Genomic DNA, 16,653 nt, shown 5'->3' with positions numbered 1-16,653 from the left:
GCTGAAAACACCCCCGCTTAGGAGCACAGCTCATAAGCGGGGGTGTTTTTAAATTACACTTTAAGAAAGTATAAATTTCTAGCTAGATGCCAATTCGACGTAGCGGGAAATTTTAGGAATAAAGTATAAGTAGGACTACGCCTCTGTCTTCGCCTAACGGCTCGCCAATCGGCGAGTTTTCTTTAGAAATAGATATATTTTTGTATGCTTTCTCGCATTACAAGCATTTCATCATGTTCAACCTCTTCGGAATAGTCCGAGTACTTCTACGGTTTCGGTAATATTTACAAATGCATGCGGATCTGCTTCAGCAATTAATGCTTTAATATTTACAAGCTCCTCTTTTGCAATAACCGTCATGAGTACGCGCTTTTTTTCGCTCGAATAAGCTCCTTCACCTTCTAGAAGCGTAATGCCGCGCACAATGCTAGAAAGCAGGCTTTGCTTCATTTCCTCTGCTTTGTTCGTTATGATCATAAGCGTAAGCTTTTTATGCTTCGTGTGGATGGCATCAATGACTTTTCCTGTTACATAGATAGAAAGCAGACTGTTTAAGGCAGAGTCCCAATTAAAGAAAAATCCAGAAATAAGAATTACTACCGCATTTAATACAATCAAAAATCCGCCAAGCTGTATCTCCTTCTTCCTGGAGAAGAGCATGCCCACAATGTCAAAGCCTCCGGTCGAGCCTGCACAATTAAGTACAAGTCCGACCCCTGCACCAGTGAGGACACCGCCGAACAGAGAGGAAAGAAGAGACTCTGTTGCAATGGCCTGCACAGGGATGAAATACAAACCCGCTGAAATCACAAGAACAGATAAAACAGTGTAGCAAATAAACCGCTTGCCAAGACCTATGTAGCCCGCAATTAAAATAGGTATGTTCAGTAATAGGTTGATGAGTCCCGTGTTAAGCGGTGTCAAAATACCGATAATAATTGCGATACCGCTAATACCGCTGCTAAGGACATGATGCGGGATGAGAAAACAGTTAAAAGAAAAAGAGATGAGTACAGAACCGAGAATAATCCCTAATAACTTGTGCATACAATGAGACCGCCCTTTTTATCAATCTTATTGTGAATTATAAAGGTATTTGGCTCATTTGTGGAAAAACAGTTTATTTTGGAAAGTATAACTAGTTTGAAAAGTATAAAAATTTAAAGTTTAGCATGAATATTCATTTTTAAAGGAGATGCTGTTTTTACTTGCGGGAGGGAAGGCAAGTCAGCTATATAAGTGTTTGGATTGCATACTTATGAGAGCGGAAGAATGGCATAAGCATAGAGGGCGCTCAACCAATGAGCGTCCTTTGTACTAGAATAAGCCGACAATTGCTTCATATAATTGATACCCGAGATAGATGCCGACAATTCCTAATACTCCTACTAAGGTAGGTGGAGCTGGGAGAGGAAGTTTGATAGCCGAAAATACTACACCAACGATGAGACCGGCAAGAATCGCTAAAGCGTATTGCATATGACACCCCTTCTCGTAATACAAGATAAAGGTAGTATACGTAACCTTTCCAATCCTTATTTAACCTAACTTCACAAGGGAGAGCTTTTCCGGATGAAGGAGGCTATTTGCACCCTTCATCCAAAAAATGAATCGTATGCTCCTTTGCCGAAACCATTTCATTTTTTGAAATATGGATTTCTAGTAAACCGTTTTCAAAAGAAGCATTCATACGTTTGTACATGATATTCACAGGCAGCTGTATATCACGCATGAGTGCAGGACCTGTTTTTGTTTGGATGAGAATACGCAGTCCATTCTCTGTCTTTTCGATCATAATATCGCTTTGACAAGCATTGGGCGGGACATCGGCTTCCAAAATATACTCTTGTTCCGTTTCAAATAAATCAATGCGAAGCCCTTCTGGATAATAAAAGCTAGCGTAAGGATCTGCGAAAAATTGGTCCATCCACTGTTCAAATCCTTCGACTTGAAAAAAGCAGTCCTTTTTTTTCTTTGCACACATGGCGCGAAACCCTCCGTTATTCTGATTCTTGATACATGATATACAGCGGGAGGATAGATAGGTGATATAAAGCGCAGAATTGTATATCAATATCACATTATGTGGCCGAATGAGGGAATATGTAAACAAAGAAAAAAGGATTGTATTTGAATAATTGAACAATTGATGGATAAATATGGAAACTAAACATTAGGCTTGTTTTTCGAGTTAGAAAGCCCGCTGAAGGCGGGCTTCATATAACTTATTGATCGTGATGGGTGTTATGTTTTTGACGTGTATGGTTACGGTTTTTTACTTTATGAGAGCCGCTCATTGGTTCCGGTTGACCGCTCGATGGTTGTGCGTCCTTCGGTGAGTTGCGACGAATGGATTTTGCGCTGTTTCGTTCCATGAAATATCCCTCCTTCCCTATTAGGATGAGAGAATTTTGTGTAAATATACCTGTATGTTTTAGCGGGAAGCTACGAAATATATAGAGGAAAAGAGTGACAAGAAAGGGGATTTTTTATGCCGTACAATAAAGACGAGCAGCAGGCGTTTCAAGCAGCGCAGCAAGGAACAAAGGAAGCAGTAAATATCGCAAGCAGCATCGTGGCAAATGACCCGGATTATGCAAGCCAGCTAAAGCATCTTCGCAAAGAGGTGGGCGAGGCATATGAGCAAATTCAAAATGCGTTAGAAAACGCAACAGAAACGCAGTATGATCAATTGCAAAAATATGAACAGGATTTGCGCAAGATTATGCAAGATGTAGATGGACAGGATAGCTTTAGCTAAGGAAAAACCCGCCTATATTGGCGGGTTTTATGTTTACACTGTAGGAAGATATAAATTTCCGGCTAGAAGTCCTTCAACATAGCCGGAAATTTTAGGAATACAGTGTGAGTACAACTGTGCCTCTGTTTTCGCCTAACGGCTCGTTAATTGGCGAGTTTTCTTTACTGATTCTTTTTTCGCTTTTTGTTGTTTTGACGCTGCGCAGCTGTCAGCGGTTCATTGGAAAACTCTTCGTTATAGCCTGTACCTATTCCTTGTGCGGATGCCGCATTCATTCCAGGAATGATATGATTCGCTTTTCGTTTTGCCATTGTATATCACCTCCGTTGCACCTAGTATTTGATAGACGCTTGCTGTCTATTCGAGCCGAAAAAGAGGATGCCATTATGTTTGGTTATATTGATGCATGTTTGTTCTACATTAAGAAAACAATATGCATGTATGAATGATTGTTTATAACGAATACTTATTGCAAACTATAAGTTTCTTATTATTTACTTATGTTCCAAGTTGTAATAAGATAGTATCGTAAGCTTTTGAAAGAGTTTGCATAAACTCCGTATTTAGAAAATTCAGCTTGTTTACGTTTAACAGGGGGGAAACATAAATGGTGAAACACGATCCATTCCACGCACGTACTTCTTTTGAAGTAAACGGCAAAACGTATCAATACTATCGTTTAAATGCGCTTGAGGACGCAGGGATTGGCAAAATCTCTCGTTTACCTTATTCCATTAAAGTATTGCTCGAGTCCGTTCTTCGTCAAGTAGACGGCCGCGTTATTAAAAATGAGCATGTAGAAAATTTAGCAAAATGGGGTACAGCCGATGTGAAAGACATCGATGTTCCATTTAAGCCTTCTCGCGTTATTTTGCAAGACTTCACAGGTGTACCGGCTGTTGTAGATTTAGCTTCCTTGCGTAAAGCTATGGCAGATTTAGGTGGAGATCCTGATAAAATTAATCCGGAGATTACGGTTGATCTTGTTATTGACCACTCCGTGCAAGTAGACAAGGCGGGTACAGAAGATTCGCTTCAATTCAACATGGACCTAGAGTTCAAACGAAATGAAGAGCGTTACAAATTCTTAAGCTGGGCGCAAAAATCGTTCGATAACTACCGTGCGGTTCCGCCGGCAACTGGTATTGTCCACCAAGTTAACCTTGAGTATTTGGCTCCTGTCGTTCACGTGCAGGAAGTAGACGGTGTACTTGTTGCATATCCAGACTCTTTAGTAGGTACAGACTCTCATACAACAATGATCAACGGTATCGGCGTTCTTGGATGGGGCGTAGGCGGTATCGAAGCGGAAGCTGGAATGCTAGGACAACCTTCTTACTTCCCAGTTCCTGAAGTAATCGGTGTGAAATTAACAGGATCGCTGCCAAGTGGTGTAACAGCAACAGACGTTGCGTTAAAGGTTACACAAGTATTGCGTGCAAAAGGTGTAGTAGGCAAGTTCGTAGAATTCTTCGGACCTGGTCTTTCAAGCATGCCTCTTGCTGATCGTGCGACAGTGGCGAACATGGCTCCTGAGTACGGTGCAACCTGTGGTTTCTTCCCAATCGATGAAGCTTCCTTGAACTACCTTCGTCTAACAGGCAGAGAAGAAGAGCAAGTACGCGTTGTAGAAGAATATTGCAAAGCGAACGGATTGTTCTTCACAGCTGGTAGCGAAGACCCAATCTACACAGACCTTGTAGAAATCGACCTTTCTGCAATCGAGCCAAGCTTGTCTGGGCCAAAACGTCCGCAAGACTTAATCCTTCTTTCTGATATGCAGGCAGCATTCCGCAAGGCGGTAACAGCTCCTGTTGGAAACCAAGGATTCGGCTTTACAGAAGCGGAGTTTGACAAGCAATTGACAGCAACTGTAGAGAGCGAAGAAGTAACAATGAAAACAGGTGCAATCGCAATTGCGGCGATTACAAGCTGTACGAACACATCTAACCCATACGTGCTCATTGGTGCAGGTCTTGTAGCGAAGAAAGCAATTGAAAAAGGATTAAGCGTACCTGCTTACGTGAAAACATCCTTAGCTCCTGGTTCTAAAGTTGTTACAGAATACTTGAATAAATCCGGCTTAACTCCTTATTTGGATCAATTAGGCTTCAACACAGTAGGTTACGGATGTACAACATGTATCGGGAACTCCGGTCCGTTAGATCTTGAGTTGGAAAAGGCAATTGCGGATAGCGATTTGCTAGTAACATCGGTGCTTTCTGGTAACCGTAACTTTGAAGGCCGTATTCACCCGCTTGTAAAAGCAAACTACTTAGCATCTCCGCCGCTTGTAGTTGCGTATGCAATTGCAGGTACAGTAGATATCGACCTTCGCAACGATGTGTTAGGAACAGATAAAGACGGCAACAACGTATACTTTGCTGACATTTGGCCGACTGCGGAAGAAATTGAAGCAGTAGTAGGAGCTGTTGTAACAACAGAAGTGTTCAAAAAAGAATACGAGCGCGTATTTGATAGCAATGAGCGTTGGAACGAAATCCAAACATCTAACGAAGCATTGTACACATGGGATACAGAGTCCACGTACATCCAAAATCCTCCGTTCTTCGAAGGGTTATCGGCTGAACCAGGCGAAGTAGAGCCATTAACAAGTCTTCGCGTCGTTTGTAAATTTGGTGATTCTGTAACGACAGACCATATTTCTCCAGCTGGTTCTATCGGCAAAAACACGCCTGCGGGACGTTACTTGCTAGAAAAGGGCGTACAACCGGTTGACTTCAACTCTTACGGTTCCCGTCGTGGTAACCATGAAGTAATGATGCGTGGTACGTTCGCAAATATCCGTATCAAAAACCAAATCGCGCCTGGCACAGAAGGCGGTTATACAACATACTGGCCAACTGGTGAAGTGACATCCATTTACGATGCAGCAATGAAGTATAAAGAAGATGGAACAGGTCTTCTTGTTATTGCGGGCAAAGATTATGGTATGGGAAGCTCCCGTGACTGGGCTGCAAAAGGTCCAAATCTTTTAGGTATTAAAGCGGCTATCGCTGAAAGCTTTGAGCGTATCCACCGCAGCAACCTTGTGTTAATGGGCGTTCTTCCACTTCAATTCAAGGATGGGGAAAGCGCAGAAACATTAGGTCTTGCAGGTGATGAAGCATTCACAATTCATGTTGACAAAAACGTGAAACCACGTGATGTTGTAAAAGTAACTGCAACAGACGCAAAAGGCAGCGTGAAGGAATTTGAAGTTGTAGCTCGCTTCGACTCTGAAGTTGAGATCGACTACTACCGTCACGGCGGTATTCTGCAAATGGTACTTCGCGAAAAGCTAAAGGAATCTGAAGTAACAAAATAATACAAAAACAGGCAGGTTTATTGAGTGCCGAAGTTAAGTGTACGTATCTTACAAAGGCACTTTACATGATTATGCGGTTGGATGTATGAATATAATATGTGTGTTAAAAGAAAAAGCGTGGGTACAAATATGTATCACACGCTTTTTCTTTTAACTAAGGAGATTATCTATGTTGAAAGCAACTAGCATTCGGTTTTATGAATTTGGAGACCCAGAGCAGGTTTTACAAGTGGAAAATATAAAAGTAAACGACCCGGGTATTGGTGAAGTGCTAGTACGAATGAAAACTCGGCCGATTAACCCATCTGATTTAATTCCCATTCGAGGAGCGTATTCCAATCGAATTTCTTTACCGAGTGTTCCAGGGTATGAAGGAGTTGGGACCGTAGAAGAGGTAGGTCCTTCTGTTTCTAAATGGTTTCTCGGAAAACGAGTATTGCCATTACGAGGAGAAGGCACATGGCAGGAATTTGTGAAAACTTCAGCTGAACTGGCCGTGGTAATTCCTGATTACCTAGAAGATGATACCGCAGCACAGCTCTATATTAATCCTATTACAGCATGGGTTATTTGTACGGAGGTCTTGGCGTTAAAGTCAGGAGAGACTTTAATTGTAAATGCATGTGGATCTGCTATTGGTCGTATTTTTGCACAATTATCTCGTATTTTAGGCTTTCGTTTGATTGCGGTAACGCGAAATGACAACTATACTGAAGAACTAATTCAACTTGGTGCTTCATATGTAATTAATACAGAGACTACCTTGCTCTATAATGCGGTGATGGAATTAACAAGTGGCTGTGGAGCAAAAGCCGCAATTGATTCTATTGGCGGCCGATCTGGTACAGATTTAGCCTACTGTGTTAGCCCTAATGGAACGTTCTTAACGATCGGTCTTTTGTCAGGAATACCTGTCAATTGGACAGAAATTATGAATAGCACAAAAGTACATACAAACATATTTCATTTACGTCATTGGAATCAACAAGTATCTGTCCGAAAATGGCATGAAACATTTCATCAGATTATCCAATTCATTCATGATAAACAGTTAATTTTAACAAGACCTCAAATTCAATATGATCTCGCAGATGTAAAAAAAGCTCTTGGTACTAGACATAGGGGGAAAATATTTTTAACTAGCTAGCAGATAAACCATCTCGTGATTTGAGTAACATGTAAGGACTGTTACGGCTTTAGCTGAATTGTATTACGTTATTACGGTGAAAGTCTAACGTAATGTTAGATCAAAGTCCGCTTGACATGGGACCTTTGCAAGCATATGTTCCGAATTTGTAATTGTTTCCAAAATCACCGGGATGTGTTTTAATTAAAGAAAACTCGCCGATTGGCGAGCCCTGCTCTTGGGCGAAGACAGAGGCGTAGTTGCACTTATACTGTATTCCTAAGATTTCCGACTACGTCGAATAGTCCTCTAGCTGGAAATTTATATTTTCCTACAGTGTAAAGAAAACTCGCCGATTGGTGAGCCATGCTCTTGGGCGAAGACAGAGGCGTAGTTGCACTTACACGGTGTTCCAAAAATCTCCTACTACGTCGAATTGGCCTTCGGTTGGAACTTTATACTTTCTTACAGTATAAAGTTATGCGAATATTCCTTTACAGGCTTGTATAAGCTAAATGAGAAAAAACTGTTAAATTAAGGAAGTGTTCATATGCTGCGTAAAGTTATACTCATTGGTCTGCTTGCCGTGCTTGCCGGTTATGCGCTTTATAACCAGTTTTGGAAAGAGGAGAAGCAAGAAGTCGTTCAGCAGCCACAGGTAGAGGAAGCATTGGCCAATCAAGGATTGGAAATCGGTAAGGAAGCACCTGATTTTGAACTGCATGCACTCGACGGCTCTAAAGTCAAGCTGTCAGATTTAAAAGGAAAAAAGGTAATTTTAAATTTTTGGGCAACTTGGTGTCCGCCATGTAGACAAGAAGTGCCGGAAATGCAAACTTTTTACGAGAAGCATAAAGAGGATGTTGTAATTTTGGCGGTAAACGCTACTGCTTTATCGACAGGCGAGACAAAGGAGAAGGTGAAAAGCTTTGCTTCCCAATATGGTGTTACCTTTCCTATTTTGTTCGATAGCACATCCGAAGTAAGTGATACGTATCGGATTATGGTTCTGCCGACATCTTATTTTGTGGATACAAAAGGTGTAATCCGGCAAAAATCTATCGGTGCGATGACAGGGGAGTATATGGAAAAAACAATACAAGCATTACAATAAGGAGCTGTTTTTATAAGGACTCCTTTTGTCTTTATATAAAAAAGGCGAACAAATGAGGAACATTTAAAATACTTTTGTAATTCTGCTTCTCGTGTGAAAAACACAAATTTTCTTACAACTTGTATGAAATAATCTTTCTTATGCCAATACTACCTAATAGCAACAATTGGAAAGGATGGGGCATATGAGACGAAATAGAAGAAAAACATTTGAGGAACTTGTGATGGAAAATAAGCAGCAGCTATTGAGTGATCAAGCAGCTATTGAGCAGCTTGAAGAGAGATTAGAACAGCGTTTAGAACTACGCCGGTTAGAACAAGCGGAATAGCACCTTGTATAATTCTCACGCTAGGAATCATACTATTGGTGTGAGGAGGGATAAACAATGGGCAATCAAAAACACGATACTAAACGCTTCCAGCCAGATCATATTGGTACGCAATCAAAGGGCTTTGATGGGAATAAAGGAAAGAAGATGCAAACGAAAACAGGAGAAACGCCTGTTGCTATTCATAATTATAACGGTTAAGCATAGGCAATGGTGCTGCCTGTGAAATGATATATGTGAGGAAAAAGGACGAGAAATCGTCCTTTTTCTCACTTTCCCATTCTGTTTTCACTGTAAGAATGTATACATTTTCAACTAGAGGTGAATTCGACGTAGTCGGAAATTTTAGGAATACAGTATAAGTGCAACTACGCTTCTGCTTTCGCCTAACGGCTCGTCAATCAGCGAGTTTTCTTTACACTGTAAAAAAGTATATATTTTTAGTTGGAAGTGAATTCGACGTGGTCGGAAATTTTAGGGATACAGTATAAGGGCCACTACGCCTCTGTCTTCGCCTAACGGCTCGCCAATCGATGAGTTTTCTTTACCATACATATTCGTTTGTAATTAAAGCAAACTAACGTTGTATCTTACACATGAGGAGGAATGCAGCATGACAAAGCAATATAAATCGAACCCGGATGATCGAAGCGATAACGTAGAAAAGCTACAGGAAATGGTACAAAACACAATTCATAATATGCATGAGGCAGAAGAAGCAGCTGAGTTTTCAAATGAAAAGGACCGCGCTGCGATTCAAGCAAAGAATCAACGTCGTTTAGACAGCATTGCTGCGATGCGTGATGAAATTAAAGATGAGTATGCCCATCGTGAAGGAAGAGAATAAAAAAAAAGGCTGAGATAATCAGCCTTTTTTGATAATATTGAAGTTTTCGGTAAGCAGACGCCAGTTTTGCGGGAAGGGTAAGCCGATTTTCCAATAGCTAATCCCGCGTATCCCCTGTTCTTTTATTAAATTGAACTTCGCCTGAACGGATCTTGCATCTTCAAACCATACCTCATGCAGTGCACCTTGTGCATTTCTATAGGTAAAGTGAGGTGCCTGAGCGGTGTAATCAAAAGCGATGGCAGCATTGTGTGCTCTGGCTAAAGCAACAGCGGCAACGGAGCTGACGGCTTTGGCCATATTGCCAGGTTTAAATGGAAGCGGCCAGTCAAAGCCGTATAAATTTTGCCCCATCATAATTTTGTTTGCTGGCATTTGTGATTTTGCATATTGGATAACCTGTTTTACTGGACCAATTGGTGACACAGCTTGCGGAGGCCCCCCTTGCCAACCCCAATCATAAGTCATAATGACTACAAAATCGACAATCTCTCCGTGCGCTTTATAATCCAGCCCTTCATAATATCGTCCGGTTTGAGCCGAACTGGTTTTTGGAACAAGCGTGGTACTTAGTGTATAGCCTTGTGGTAAGCGTGCTTTTACATTTCGCAGAAACTGATTGTATGCTTCACGGTCAGTTGCAGCCACATCTTCAAAATCGAAGTGTACATCTCGCATGCCGTATTGTTCCGCTATTCGCAGGACGTTTGTAATCAGTTTATTTTGAATAGCTGAATTATTGAGCAGCACACTGGTTAACTCCGTACTAAAATTGCCGTTTTCTAGATTTGACACAACGAGCATGGGGATTACACGATTCGCACTAATAGCATCTAAAACGGTTGGGATGCTTGTCGGCTCAACGAGTGTTCCGTCCCGTTTTGCTTCAAAGCTAAAATAGGCTAAGTATGTGAGATACGGAGAAGCGGCCCTTGTAGCCGTTACGAGACTTTCCCTAATGGGAATAGACGTTGGCTGCAGATAAGCAATAGATTCCGCGTTTCGTTTCGAGCCTCTTGGGATATATAAACGCTGTCCGGCTTGCAGCATCACGTTCGCAGAAATATTGTTGGCATTTGTCAATGCATTAATGGTAGTGTTATGCGTTAGAGCGATTTTATATAAGCTGTCTCCAGGCTGAACATAATATACATTTCCGGGTGTATTGACGATTAACGCCTGCCCGACGACTAACACTTGTGCAGGATTTAAACCGTTGTCATTTGTAATCGTTTCGACAGTTGTTCCATAACGCTGTGCTATTTTGTACAAAGTATCACCGCGTTGCACTGTTACAATTTGCAGCATACAATCCCTCCTTTATAAGGAAAAAGATACGTCGCTTCTATTTTATTTTGCCACATCTTGTATTATGATTAGTATCGTTAACAGAGCATGGAGGGATATAGCTTGTACATATCAGAAAAACGTGTTGAAGTTCGCTATGCAGAAACAGATCAAATGGGCGTTGTGTATCATGCGAACTACGTCATTTGGCTAGAGCTTGGGCGTACGCAGCTTATTGAAGACTTAGGCCTTTCCTATGTAGAAATGGAGAAGCAGGGTATTGTTTCTCCTGTATTAGATTTGCAGGTTACATATCGAAAGGCAATGCGCTACGGGGAGCGGGCACTCGTGAAAACGTGGATTGAGGCCTTGAACCCGCTTCGCGTTGTATATGGCTATGAAGTGTATAATGAAAAAGAAGAGCTGTGCATTACAGCAAGCACAACAAATATCCTAGTAAAACAGGATACATTTCGGCCCGTTTCATTTAAAAAATTCTATCCAGAATGGTATGAGGTATATGAAAAAGCAAAAAAACAAAGTGAATGAGAGAACGTAAAGAAATAGAGAAAACTTGCCAAGTCGGCAAGTTTTTTTTATTAATCCAAATTTAGTCACTCGAAAAAATAAAGAAATCAAACGCCTCAAGGCAAGAATCGGACAACTCCAGCATCGTCTCCTTCGGCAGGAGCAAAAAAAGGAGAAATTGAAACAGGTTGGTCCATCGAAGACCATGGTACGTACTATATCATCAAATGTATCGTAGAAGAGCCAGAACATCCTCATCTCAATCACGCAAAAGCAGATGGTGTCATCGGTGTGGACGTCAACTACAATCATATTGCCTTCTCCAACGTGAATGGACAAGGACAATTTAGATGTGAGGCTTTTTCTTGCAGTAGGTTCATTAGAAAAAGACTTTATGATTGAAGATGCAAAAGCACTATCAAAACGCTTGTTACATTTAGCTGATAGTAGACTGCAGATAGAGTTTAATGAGCTAGATGGAGAAGATCATGTATCCGTAATGCCGACAGTGTTAAGCCGTGCATTACGATTTGTATCCAGCAATAATTGTACAAATTAATCTTCATCTAGAAAGATTCTATCAATGCCTATTTTGGAGGGGAACATTAATAGAGCAGGCTTCTTTACAACATCAATCCTATCTGTTAAAATTTGGTATAACATAAGTGTGATGAATATACAGCTATGTTTATAGGAATAACTTGTTAGTCAATGGGAAAGAGAATCATGATAACTTGGAAAGGGAGGAATGCAAAATGGGTGTCCCTTTGACATCGAAGGAAGTCATTGCTCAGATCCAGAAGTTAGAGAACGAAGGTAACTCTTTACGTAAAAAAGAGATAAAACAACTTTATCCTGATTTAATGCGGAGTGCTTTGTATTACTACCCAAGTTGGCAACATGCTATAGAAGAAAGTAAAATAAGTTAACTATCCAATTTACACCGCGATATTAGAATAAGATGAATTCAGTTAAAAAAAACTCGCCAAAATCGGCGAGTTTTTTTTATTTTTCGTATTGAAAGTCTGGCGCCTCTGCATTTGGCTCGTATATGACAGAAAGATTATGGCCATCGAAATACCATTCGTCGTCTTCTTCAATGAAAAAGGTTACGCCATTTTCTGTGACCTGAGCTGCCGGGTTTACAGGCAAGTCCTTGCGAATTCCAAGTGATAAACCTTTTTGTACTGTACTGCAGCCTCCGTATTGCACAAAAAATCGAATGGCATCACCTTGCTGTAAGTGTAGTTCATTTTTATACCAAGCAGCTGCGTCTTTTGACACAAACATCTCCATAACTCTTCCTCCTAAATTTTGCATTTACTTATTAGTATAGAAAAAAACGCAAAAAGGCGCTATCTTTATGCTTTACAACTCCTTTTTGCGTTATAACGCCTTTTATTTTTACAATTTTACCTTTGGTTCCGTTTTATCTAAAATGCGTTTAATATTGGCTCGATGTCGATAAATAACAAACAGAGCAATAAATGAGATACCGAAGATAAACGGTTTATCACCTTCAATGATAGCGGCGATGACAGCGACGACAGCTGTTATCATGGAGGACAGGGAGACATATTTAGTTGTATACAAAAGTGCCAAAAATACAAGTATCACCACTAAGAAAATAACAGGCTGATAAAATAGAACAACACCTGCTGACGTAGCAACTGCTTTGCCGCCGCGGAAGCCTGCAAAAATTGGATAAACGTGTCCGATTATTGCAAGTAGACCAAACCAAAGCGGGTGAATGTCAACATTGAAAATAACAGGCAAAGATGCTGCAAGTGTGCCTTTTAAAATATCGGCAAATGTTACAATAAATCCCGCCTTCTTACCTAATGTGCGGAATGTATTTGTACCACCTAGATTTCCGCTCCCATGCTGTCGTATGTCTATCCCGTACCCGAGTTTTCCGACTACTAAGGCAAACGGAATGGAGCCCAGTAAATAGGCGACTAGAAATAAAATGTATGTAAGCATACGTTTCTTCTCCTTTATAAGGATGATAGTAATAAAAACAACAAGAGGCCGTTTTTCCTAATCTATTGTATCATATAACGAAAAAGTTAGAAGTTGTTTTTTTTGCACGGTAAGAAGCTATAAATTTCTAGCTAGAAGCCAATTCGACGTAGTGAGAAATTTTAGGAATACAGTATAAGTAGGGCTTGCCAGTCGACGAGTTTTCTTTACAAACTGCTGCGCAGAGACGTTATACAATATGTGTCACAATACTGTGAGAATCTGCACATTTTTCCAATTCTACATACAGTATAATTTTAATGTTGATGATACTATATTTTGTGTGGAGTGAGGGGGATGAGGAAACTTTCAATGGAAAAGCAGTATGCTTTAGAACAGCTGGCAGCTTCGTTTCAAGGGGTGATTCAGTATGAGGAGCAGGATTTGCTGCAGGAAAATGCAAATGTCGATGGACATTCACCAATGGGTATCATGGGGAAATTTTCCTCTGAAGGTGCCAAGTTTTATGCATTGGAATATTTGCTAACTGAGGAAGTAAAGGAAGCAGTGCAGGATAATCTAATCCATATTCATGATTTGGATTTCTATGCGGCAGGAACAACAACATGCTCGCAAATCCCGCTGTCCAAGCTGTTAAAGGATGGATTTTCCACCGGGCACGGTCATATGAGGGAACCAAAATGCATTAGCAGTGCCATGGCACTAGCCGCTATCATTTTACAAGCCAATCAAAACATGCAGCATGGCGGGCAATCGTTTGCTATGTTTGACAGGGACTTGGCGCCATATGTACGCAAAACATATAAATGTCATGTAGAACGACTTGGCAGTTATGCCCGCTTTGGAGTAGAGGAAATACAACAAATTGCTTGGGAGGAAACAAAGCAAGAGACATATCAGGCGTGCGAAGCATTCATCCATAATGCAAATAGTATGCATAGCCGAGGTGGGGGACAAGTGCCGTTTGTGTCCATCAATTATGGGACGGATACGTCAAAAGAAGGGAGGATGTTCGTCCGTCAGCTGCTTTTAGCAACGCAGGCTGGTCTTGGAAACGGTGAAACTCCTATTTTTCCCATTCAGGTATTTAAGCTGAAGAAAGGAATTAATGTACTTCCAAATGATCGAAACCATGATTTGTATCGACTTGCACTGGAAACAACAGCAAAGCGGCTGTTTCCGAATTTCGCGTTTTTAGACGCCCCCTTTAATTTGCAGTACTATGATGGCCGTTCTGAAAGTGAAGCCTGTTATATGGGATGCAGAACACGTGTAATGGCGAATATTCACGGTGAGGAAAATGCAGTGGGAAGAGGGAATTTGTCATTTACATCCATTAATCTTGTAAAACTTGCCTTGCAGAGCACAAGTACGGAGCAATTCTTTCAAGCGCTGGAGCAGTACATTGCGCTTGTCATTCAGCAACTGCTTGAGAGGTTTTACTATCAAGCTCGCAAAAAAGCGCGGGATTTTCAGTTTTTGTATACCCAAGGTGTATGGCGCGGCGGAGAAGAATTAGAGCTTCATGCGCCTGTTGAAAGTATTATCAGACAAGGGACATTGAGTATTGGATTTATTGGGCTTGCGGAATGTCTAGTTGCTTTGGTAGGAAAACATCATGGGGAAAGCGAAGCGGCATTATGTCTTGGGCTTGATATTATCCGTTTCATGAGAAACAAAGCGGATGAGGCGACAAAGCGGCATCAACTCAATTTTTCCTTGCTTGCCACACCCGCAGAAGGATTGTCAGGCAAATTTACGAAGCAGGATCGAAGAGAGTTTGGTGTGATTACCAGTGTTACAGATAAAGAGTATTACACAAATTCATTCCATGTTCCGGTGCACTACCCAATCAGAGTGCTAGATAAAATTCGGATTGAAGGGTTATTTCATGAGCTTTGCAATGGCGGACATATTACGTACATTGAACTAGATGGGGCAGCTGTTCATAATGCAGAAGCGCTTCATTACATCGTCATGGCTATGCTGCAGCACCATATCGGATATGGCTCGATTAATCACCCTATTGATCAATGTAAATGCTGCGGCTATCACGGTATGATTGAAACTGTGTGCCCGTCTTGCGGAAATGCTGAGGAAACGAAAATCGAACGAATTCGGCGTATTACTGGCTATCTTGTCGGGGATATGACGAAATGGAACGGTGCTAAACGAAGCGAGGAGCGGGAGCGGGTGAAGCATACATGAGGATTATGAATATTTTACATGATAGCGTTGTCGATGGAGAAGGACTGCGTACAGTTATTTTCTTTGCGGGTTGTCCGCATCGATGCTATGGCTGCCATAATCCGAAGTCTTGGAAAATAGAAAACGGAACGAGCATGACAAAGAAGCAAATCTTAGAGGAAATTATAAGCAATCCGCTAACTGAGGTGACTTTTTCTGGCGGGGAACCTTTGTACCAAGCCTTTGAAGTCAAGGAGTTGGCAAAAGAAATTAAAGCCTATGGGAAAAACTTATGGGTATACACAGGTTATACGCTTGAGGAGATATACAATTCTAAAAATGATGATATGATAGAAACGTTGAAGCATGTGGATGTATTGGTAGACGGGAGGTTCGAGATGAAGAAGCGAGATGTTACACTTCCCTTTAGGGGGAGCAGCAATCAGCGCATCATTCGACTGAAGGAGGGGAGAGAATCGGATGATAATGGGCAAAACAGTGCTGCTTGTCGAAGATGAACAACGGCTGCGGGAGATTATCTCCGATTATTTCAGAAACGAAGGCTTTGAAGTTGTGGGAGCAGAGGATGGAAAACAAGCTCTTGCTTTGTTCGAACAGCATGCCATTCATTTAATTATTTTAGACATTATGCTCCCTGAAATCGATGGCTGGTCTGTTTGCAGGCAGATTCGAAGAGAGTCGACCGTTCCAGTGATTATGCTGACAGCCCGTTCAGATGAAGAGGATACACTGCTTGGCTTTGAGCTCGGAGCAGATGAATATGTCACCAAACCCTTTAGTCCCAAGGTATTGGTAGCTAGAGCGAAGACGCTGCTTAAGCGTGCGGAAGGTGCGGTTGCACAATCAGCGGAGCATACATTATCCGTTAGCGGCATCATATTGAATCGTTTATCCAGGACGATATTCGTGGATGGGCAGGAGGTAATTTTAACACATAAAGAGTTTGAATTGCTTATGTACTTAATGGAAAATAGAGGGATTGTACTCTCACGGCAGCACTTACTGGATCACCTATGGGGATATGATTATTATGGTGATGATCGTACTGTTGACACCCATATTAAAAAGCTACGAAATAAGCTTGGGACACGTGCTAGGCATATTAGTACAGTGATCCGTGTCGGATATAAGTTTGAGGAATAG

General features: G+C 41.3%; 21 protein-coding genes. 13 read left to right on the top strand and 8 right to left on the bottom strand.

Annotated elements, in window-relative coordinates:
• Positions 1–237: 237 nt before the first annotated feature.
• The 4 genes from EP737_RS18435 to EP737_RS18420 form a co-directional block, all read right to left on the bottom strand.
• The gene (locus EP737_RS18435) at positions 238–1,047 is read right to left on the bottom strand and encodes a YitT family protein (RefSeq protein WP_129729666.1); all 810 of its coding nucleotides are present in this window, start codon (positions 1,045–1,047) and stop codon (positions 238–240) included.
• Positions 1,048–1,317: 270 nt separating this feature from the next.
• Positions 1,318–1,479, bottom strand: a complete 162-nt coding sequence (locus EP737_RS18430) for a XapX domain-containing protein (RefSeq protein ID WP_129729664.1) — start codon at positions 1,477–1,479, stop codon at positions 1,318–1,320.
• A 103-nt stretch (positions 1,480–1,582) separates the two neighbouring features.
• Entirely contained in the window at positions 1,583–1,984 is a 402-nt protein-coding gene (locus EP737_RS18425; protein ID WP_129729662.1) for an Hsp20/alpha crystallin family protein, read from the bottom strand.
• 241 nt (positions 1,985–2,225) lie between these two features.
• Positions 2,226–2,375, bottom strand: a complete 150-nt coding sequence (locus EP737_RS18420) for a small acid-soluble spore protein P (RefSeq protein WP_129729660.1) — start codon at positions 2,373–2,375, stop codon at positions 2,226–2,228.
• A gap of 116 nt (positions 2,376–2,491) precedes the next feature.
• On the opposite strand from EP737_RS18420, the gene EP737_RS18415 reads away from it, so the two are divergent.
• A complete protein-coding gene (locus EP737_RS18415; RefSeq protein ID WP_129729658.1) occupies positions 2,492–2,761 on the top strand; it encodes a hypothetical protein in 270 nt (89 codons plus the stop codon).
• A gap of 161 nt (positions 2,762–2,922) precedes the next feature.
• On the opposite strand, the gene sspO is transcribed toward EP737_RS18415, so the two are convergent.
• Positions 2,923–3,072 carry a small acid-soluble spore protein O gene (sspO, locus tag EP737_RS18410; RefSeq protein ID WP_129729656.1) on the bottom strand — a complete coding sequence of 50 codons (150 nt, stop codon included), beginning with the start codon at positions 3,070–3,072 and terminating at the stop codon, positions 2,923–2,925.
• A gap of 296 nt (positions 3,073–3,368) precedes the next feature.
• Here sspO and acnA point away from each other — a divergent pair, with 296 nt between their 5' ends.
• From acnA to tlp, 6 genes are all read left to right on the top strand, one after another.
• Positions 3,369–6,089 (top strand): aconitate hydratase AcnA, encoded by a 2,721-nt coding sequence (gene acnA / locus EP737_RS18405; protein WP_129729654.1) that lies wholly within the window; start codon positions 3,369–3,371, stop codon positions 6,087–6,089.
• A gap of 172 nt (positions 6,090–6,261) precedes the next feature.
• Complete coding sequence (locus EP737_RS18400) at positions 6,262–7,236, top strand: zinc-dependent alcohol dehydrogenase family protein (RefSeq protein ID WP_129729678.1); 975 nt, start codon at positions 6,262–6,264, stop codon at positions 7,234–7,236.
• Positions 7,237–7,765: 529 nt separating this feature from the next.
• The gene (locus tag EP737_RS18395) at positions 7,766–8,329 is read left to right on the top strand and encodes a redoxin domain-containing protein (RefSeq protein WP_129729652.1); all 564 of its coding nucleotides are present in this window, start codon (positions 7,766–7,768) and stop codon (positions 8,327–8,329) included.
• 184 nt (positions 8,330–8,513) lie between these two features.
• A complete protein-coding gene (locus EP737_RS18390; protein WP_129729650.1) occupies positions 8,514–8,657 on the top strand; it encodes an FbpB family small basic protein in 144 nt (47 codons plus the stop codon).
• Positions 8,658–8,714: 57 nt separating this feature from the next.
• Positions 8,715–8,858: an acid-soluble spore protein N gene (gene sspN, locus EP737_RS18385; RefSeq protein ID WP_129729647.1), complete on the top strand. Its 144-nt coding sequence runs from the start codon at positions 8,715–8,717 to the stop codon at positions 8,856–8,858.
• Positions 8,859–9,270: 412 nt separating this feature from the next.
• On the top strand, positions 9,271–9,504 hold the full coding sequence (tlp, locus tag EP737_RS18380) for a small acid-soluble spore protein Tlp (protein ID WP_129729646.1): 234 nt from the start codon (positions 9,271–9,273) through the stop codon (positions 9,502–9,504).
• Positions 9,505–9,522: 18 nt separating this feature from the next.
• Here tlp and EP737_RS18375 read toward each other — a convergent pair whose 3' ends face one another.
• The gene (locus tag EP737_RS18375) at positions 9,523–10,812 is read right to left on the bottom strand and encodes a glycoside hydrolase family 18 protein (protein ID WP_129729644.1); all 1,290 of its coding nucleotides are present in this window, start codon (positions 10,810–10,812) and stop codon (positions 9,523–9,525) included.
• 87 nt (positions 10,813–10,899) lie between these two features.
• Between EP737_RS18375 and EP737_RS18370 the strand changes: the two genes are divergently transcribed.
• The 3 genes from EP737_RS18370 (at position 10,900) to EP737_RS25715 (ending at position 12,248) form a co-directional block, all read left to right on the top strand.
• Positions 10,900–11,340 (top strand): acyl-CoA thioesterase, encoded by a 441-nt coding sequence (locus tag EP737_RS18370; RefSeq protein ID WP_425455932.1) that lies wholly within the window; start codon positions 10,900–10,902, stop codon positions 11,338–11,340.
• Positions 11,341–11,650: 310 nt separating this feature from the next.
• Positions 11,651–11,878: an alpha/beta hydrolase gene (locus EP737_RS18365; RefSeq protein WP_205650974.1), complete on the top strand. Its 228-nt coding sequence runs from the start codon at positions 11,651–11,653 to the stop codon at positions 11,876–11,878.
• Positions 11,879–12,074: 196 nt separating this feature from the next.
• Positions 12,075–12,248, top strand: coding sequence for a hypothetical protein (locus EP737_RS25715; RefSeq protein WP_165350856.1), 174 nt, complete (start codon positions 12,075–12,077; stop codon positions 12,246–12,248).
• A gap of 76 nt (positions 12,249–12,324) precedes the next feature.
• Here EP737_RS25715 and EP737_RS18360 read toward each other — a convergent pair whose 3' ends face one another.
• Both EP737_RS18360 and plsY read right to left on the bottom strand, forming a co-directional pair.
• On the bottom strand, positions 12,325–12,615 hold the full coding sequence (locus EP737_RS18360) for a HesB/YadR/YfhF family protein (protein WP_129729638.1): 291 nt from the start codon (positions 12,613–12,615) through the stop codon (positions 12,325–12,327).
• Positions 12,616–12,723: 108 nt separating this feature from the next.
• Positions 12,724–13,302 (bottom strand): glycerol-3-phosphate 1-O-acyltransferase PlsY, encoded by a 579-nt coding sequence (gene plsY / locus EP737_RS18355; RefSeq protein ID WP_129729636.1) that lies wholly within the window; start codon positions 13,300–13,302, stop codon positions 12,724–12,726.
• A gap of 351 nt (positions 13,303–13,653) precedes the next feature.
• Between plsY and EP737_RS18350 the strand changes: the two genes are divergently transcribed.
• The 3 genes from EP737_RS18350 to EP737_RS18340 are packed head-to-tail and all read left to right on the top strand — an operon-like array spanning position 13,654 to position 16,653.
• On the top strand, positions 13,654–15,510 hold the full coding sequence (locus tag EP737_RS18350; RefSeq protein ID WP_129729676.1) for an anaerobic ribonucleoside triphosphate reductase: 1,857 nt from the start codon (positions 13,654–13,656) through the stop codon (positions 15,508–15,510).
• A complete protein-coding gene (gene nrdG / locus EP737_RS18345) occupies positions 15,507–16,007 on the top strand; it encodes an anaerobic ribonucleoside-triphosphate reductase activating protein (protein WP_129729634.1) in 501 nt (166 codons plus the stop codon). Before EP737_RS18350 ends, nrdG begins: the two co-directional genes overlap by 4 nt.
• The gene (locus tag EP737_RS18340) at positions 15,976–16,653 is read left to right on the top strand and encodes a response regulator transcription factor (protein ID WP_129729674.1); all 678 of its coding nucleotides are present in this window, start codon (positions 15,976–15,978) and stop codon (positions 16,651–16,653) included. The genes nrdG and EP737_RS18340 overlap by 32 nt, the downstream gene beginning before the upstream one ends.

Source organism: Ectobacillus funiculus (assembly GCF_004138295.1).
In the GTDB taxonomy this organism is placed as follows: Bacteria; Bacillota; Bacilli; order Bacillales; family Bacillaceae_G; genus Ectobacillus; species Ectobacillus funiculus.
Note: the sequence above shows the minus strand (reverse complement) of the source record. Positions and strands in the feature narration are given on the sequence as shown.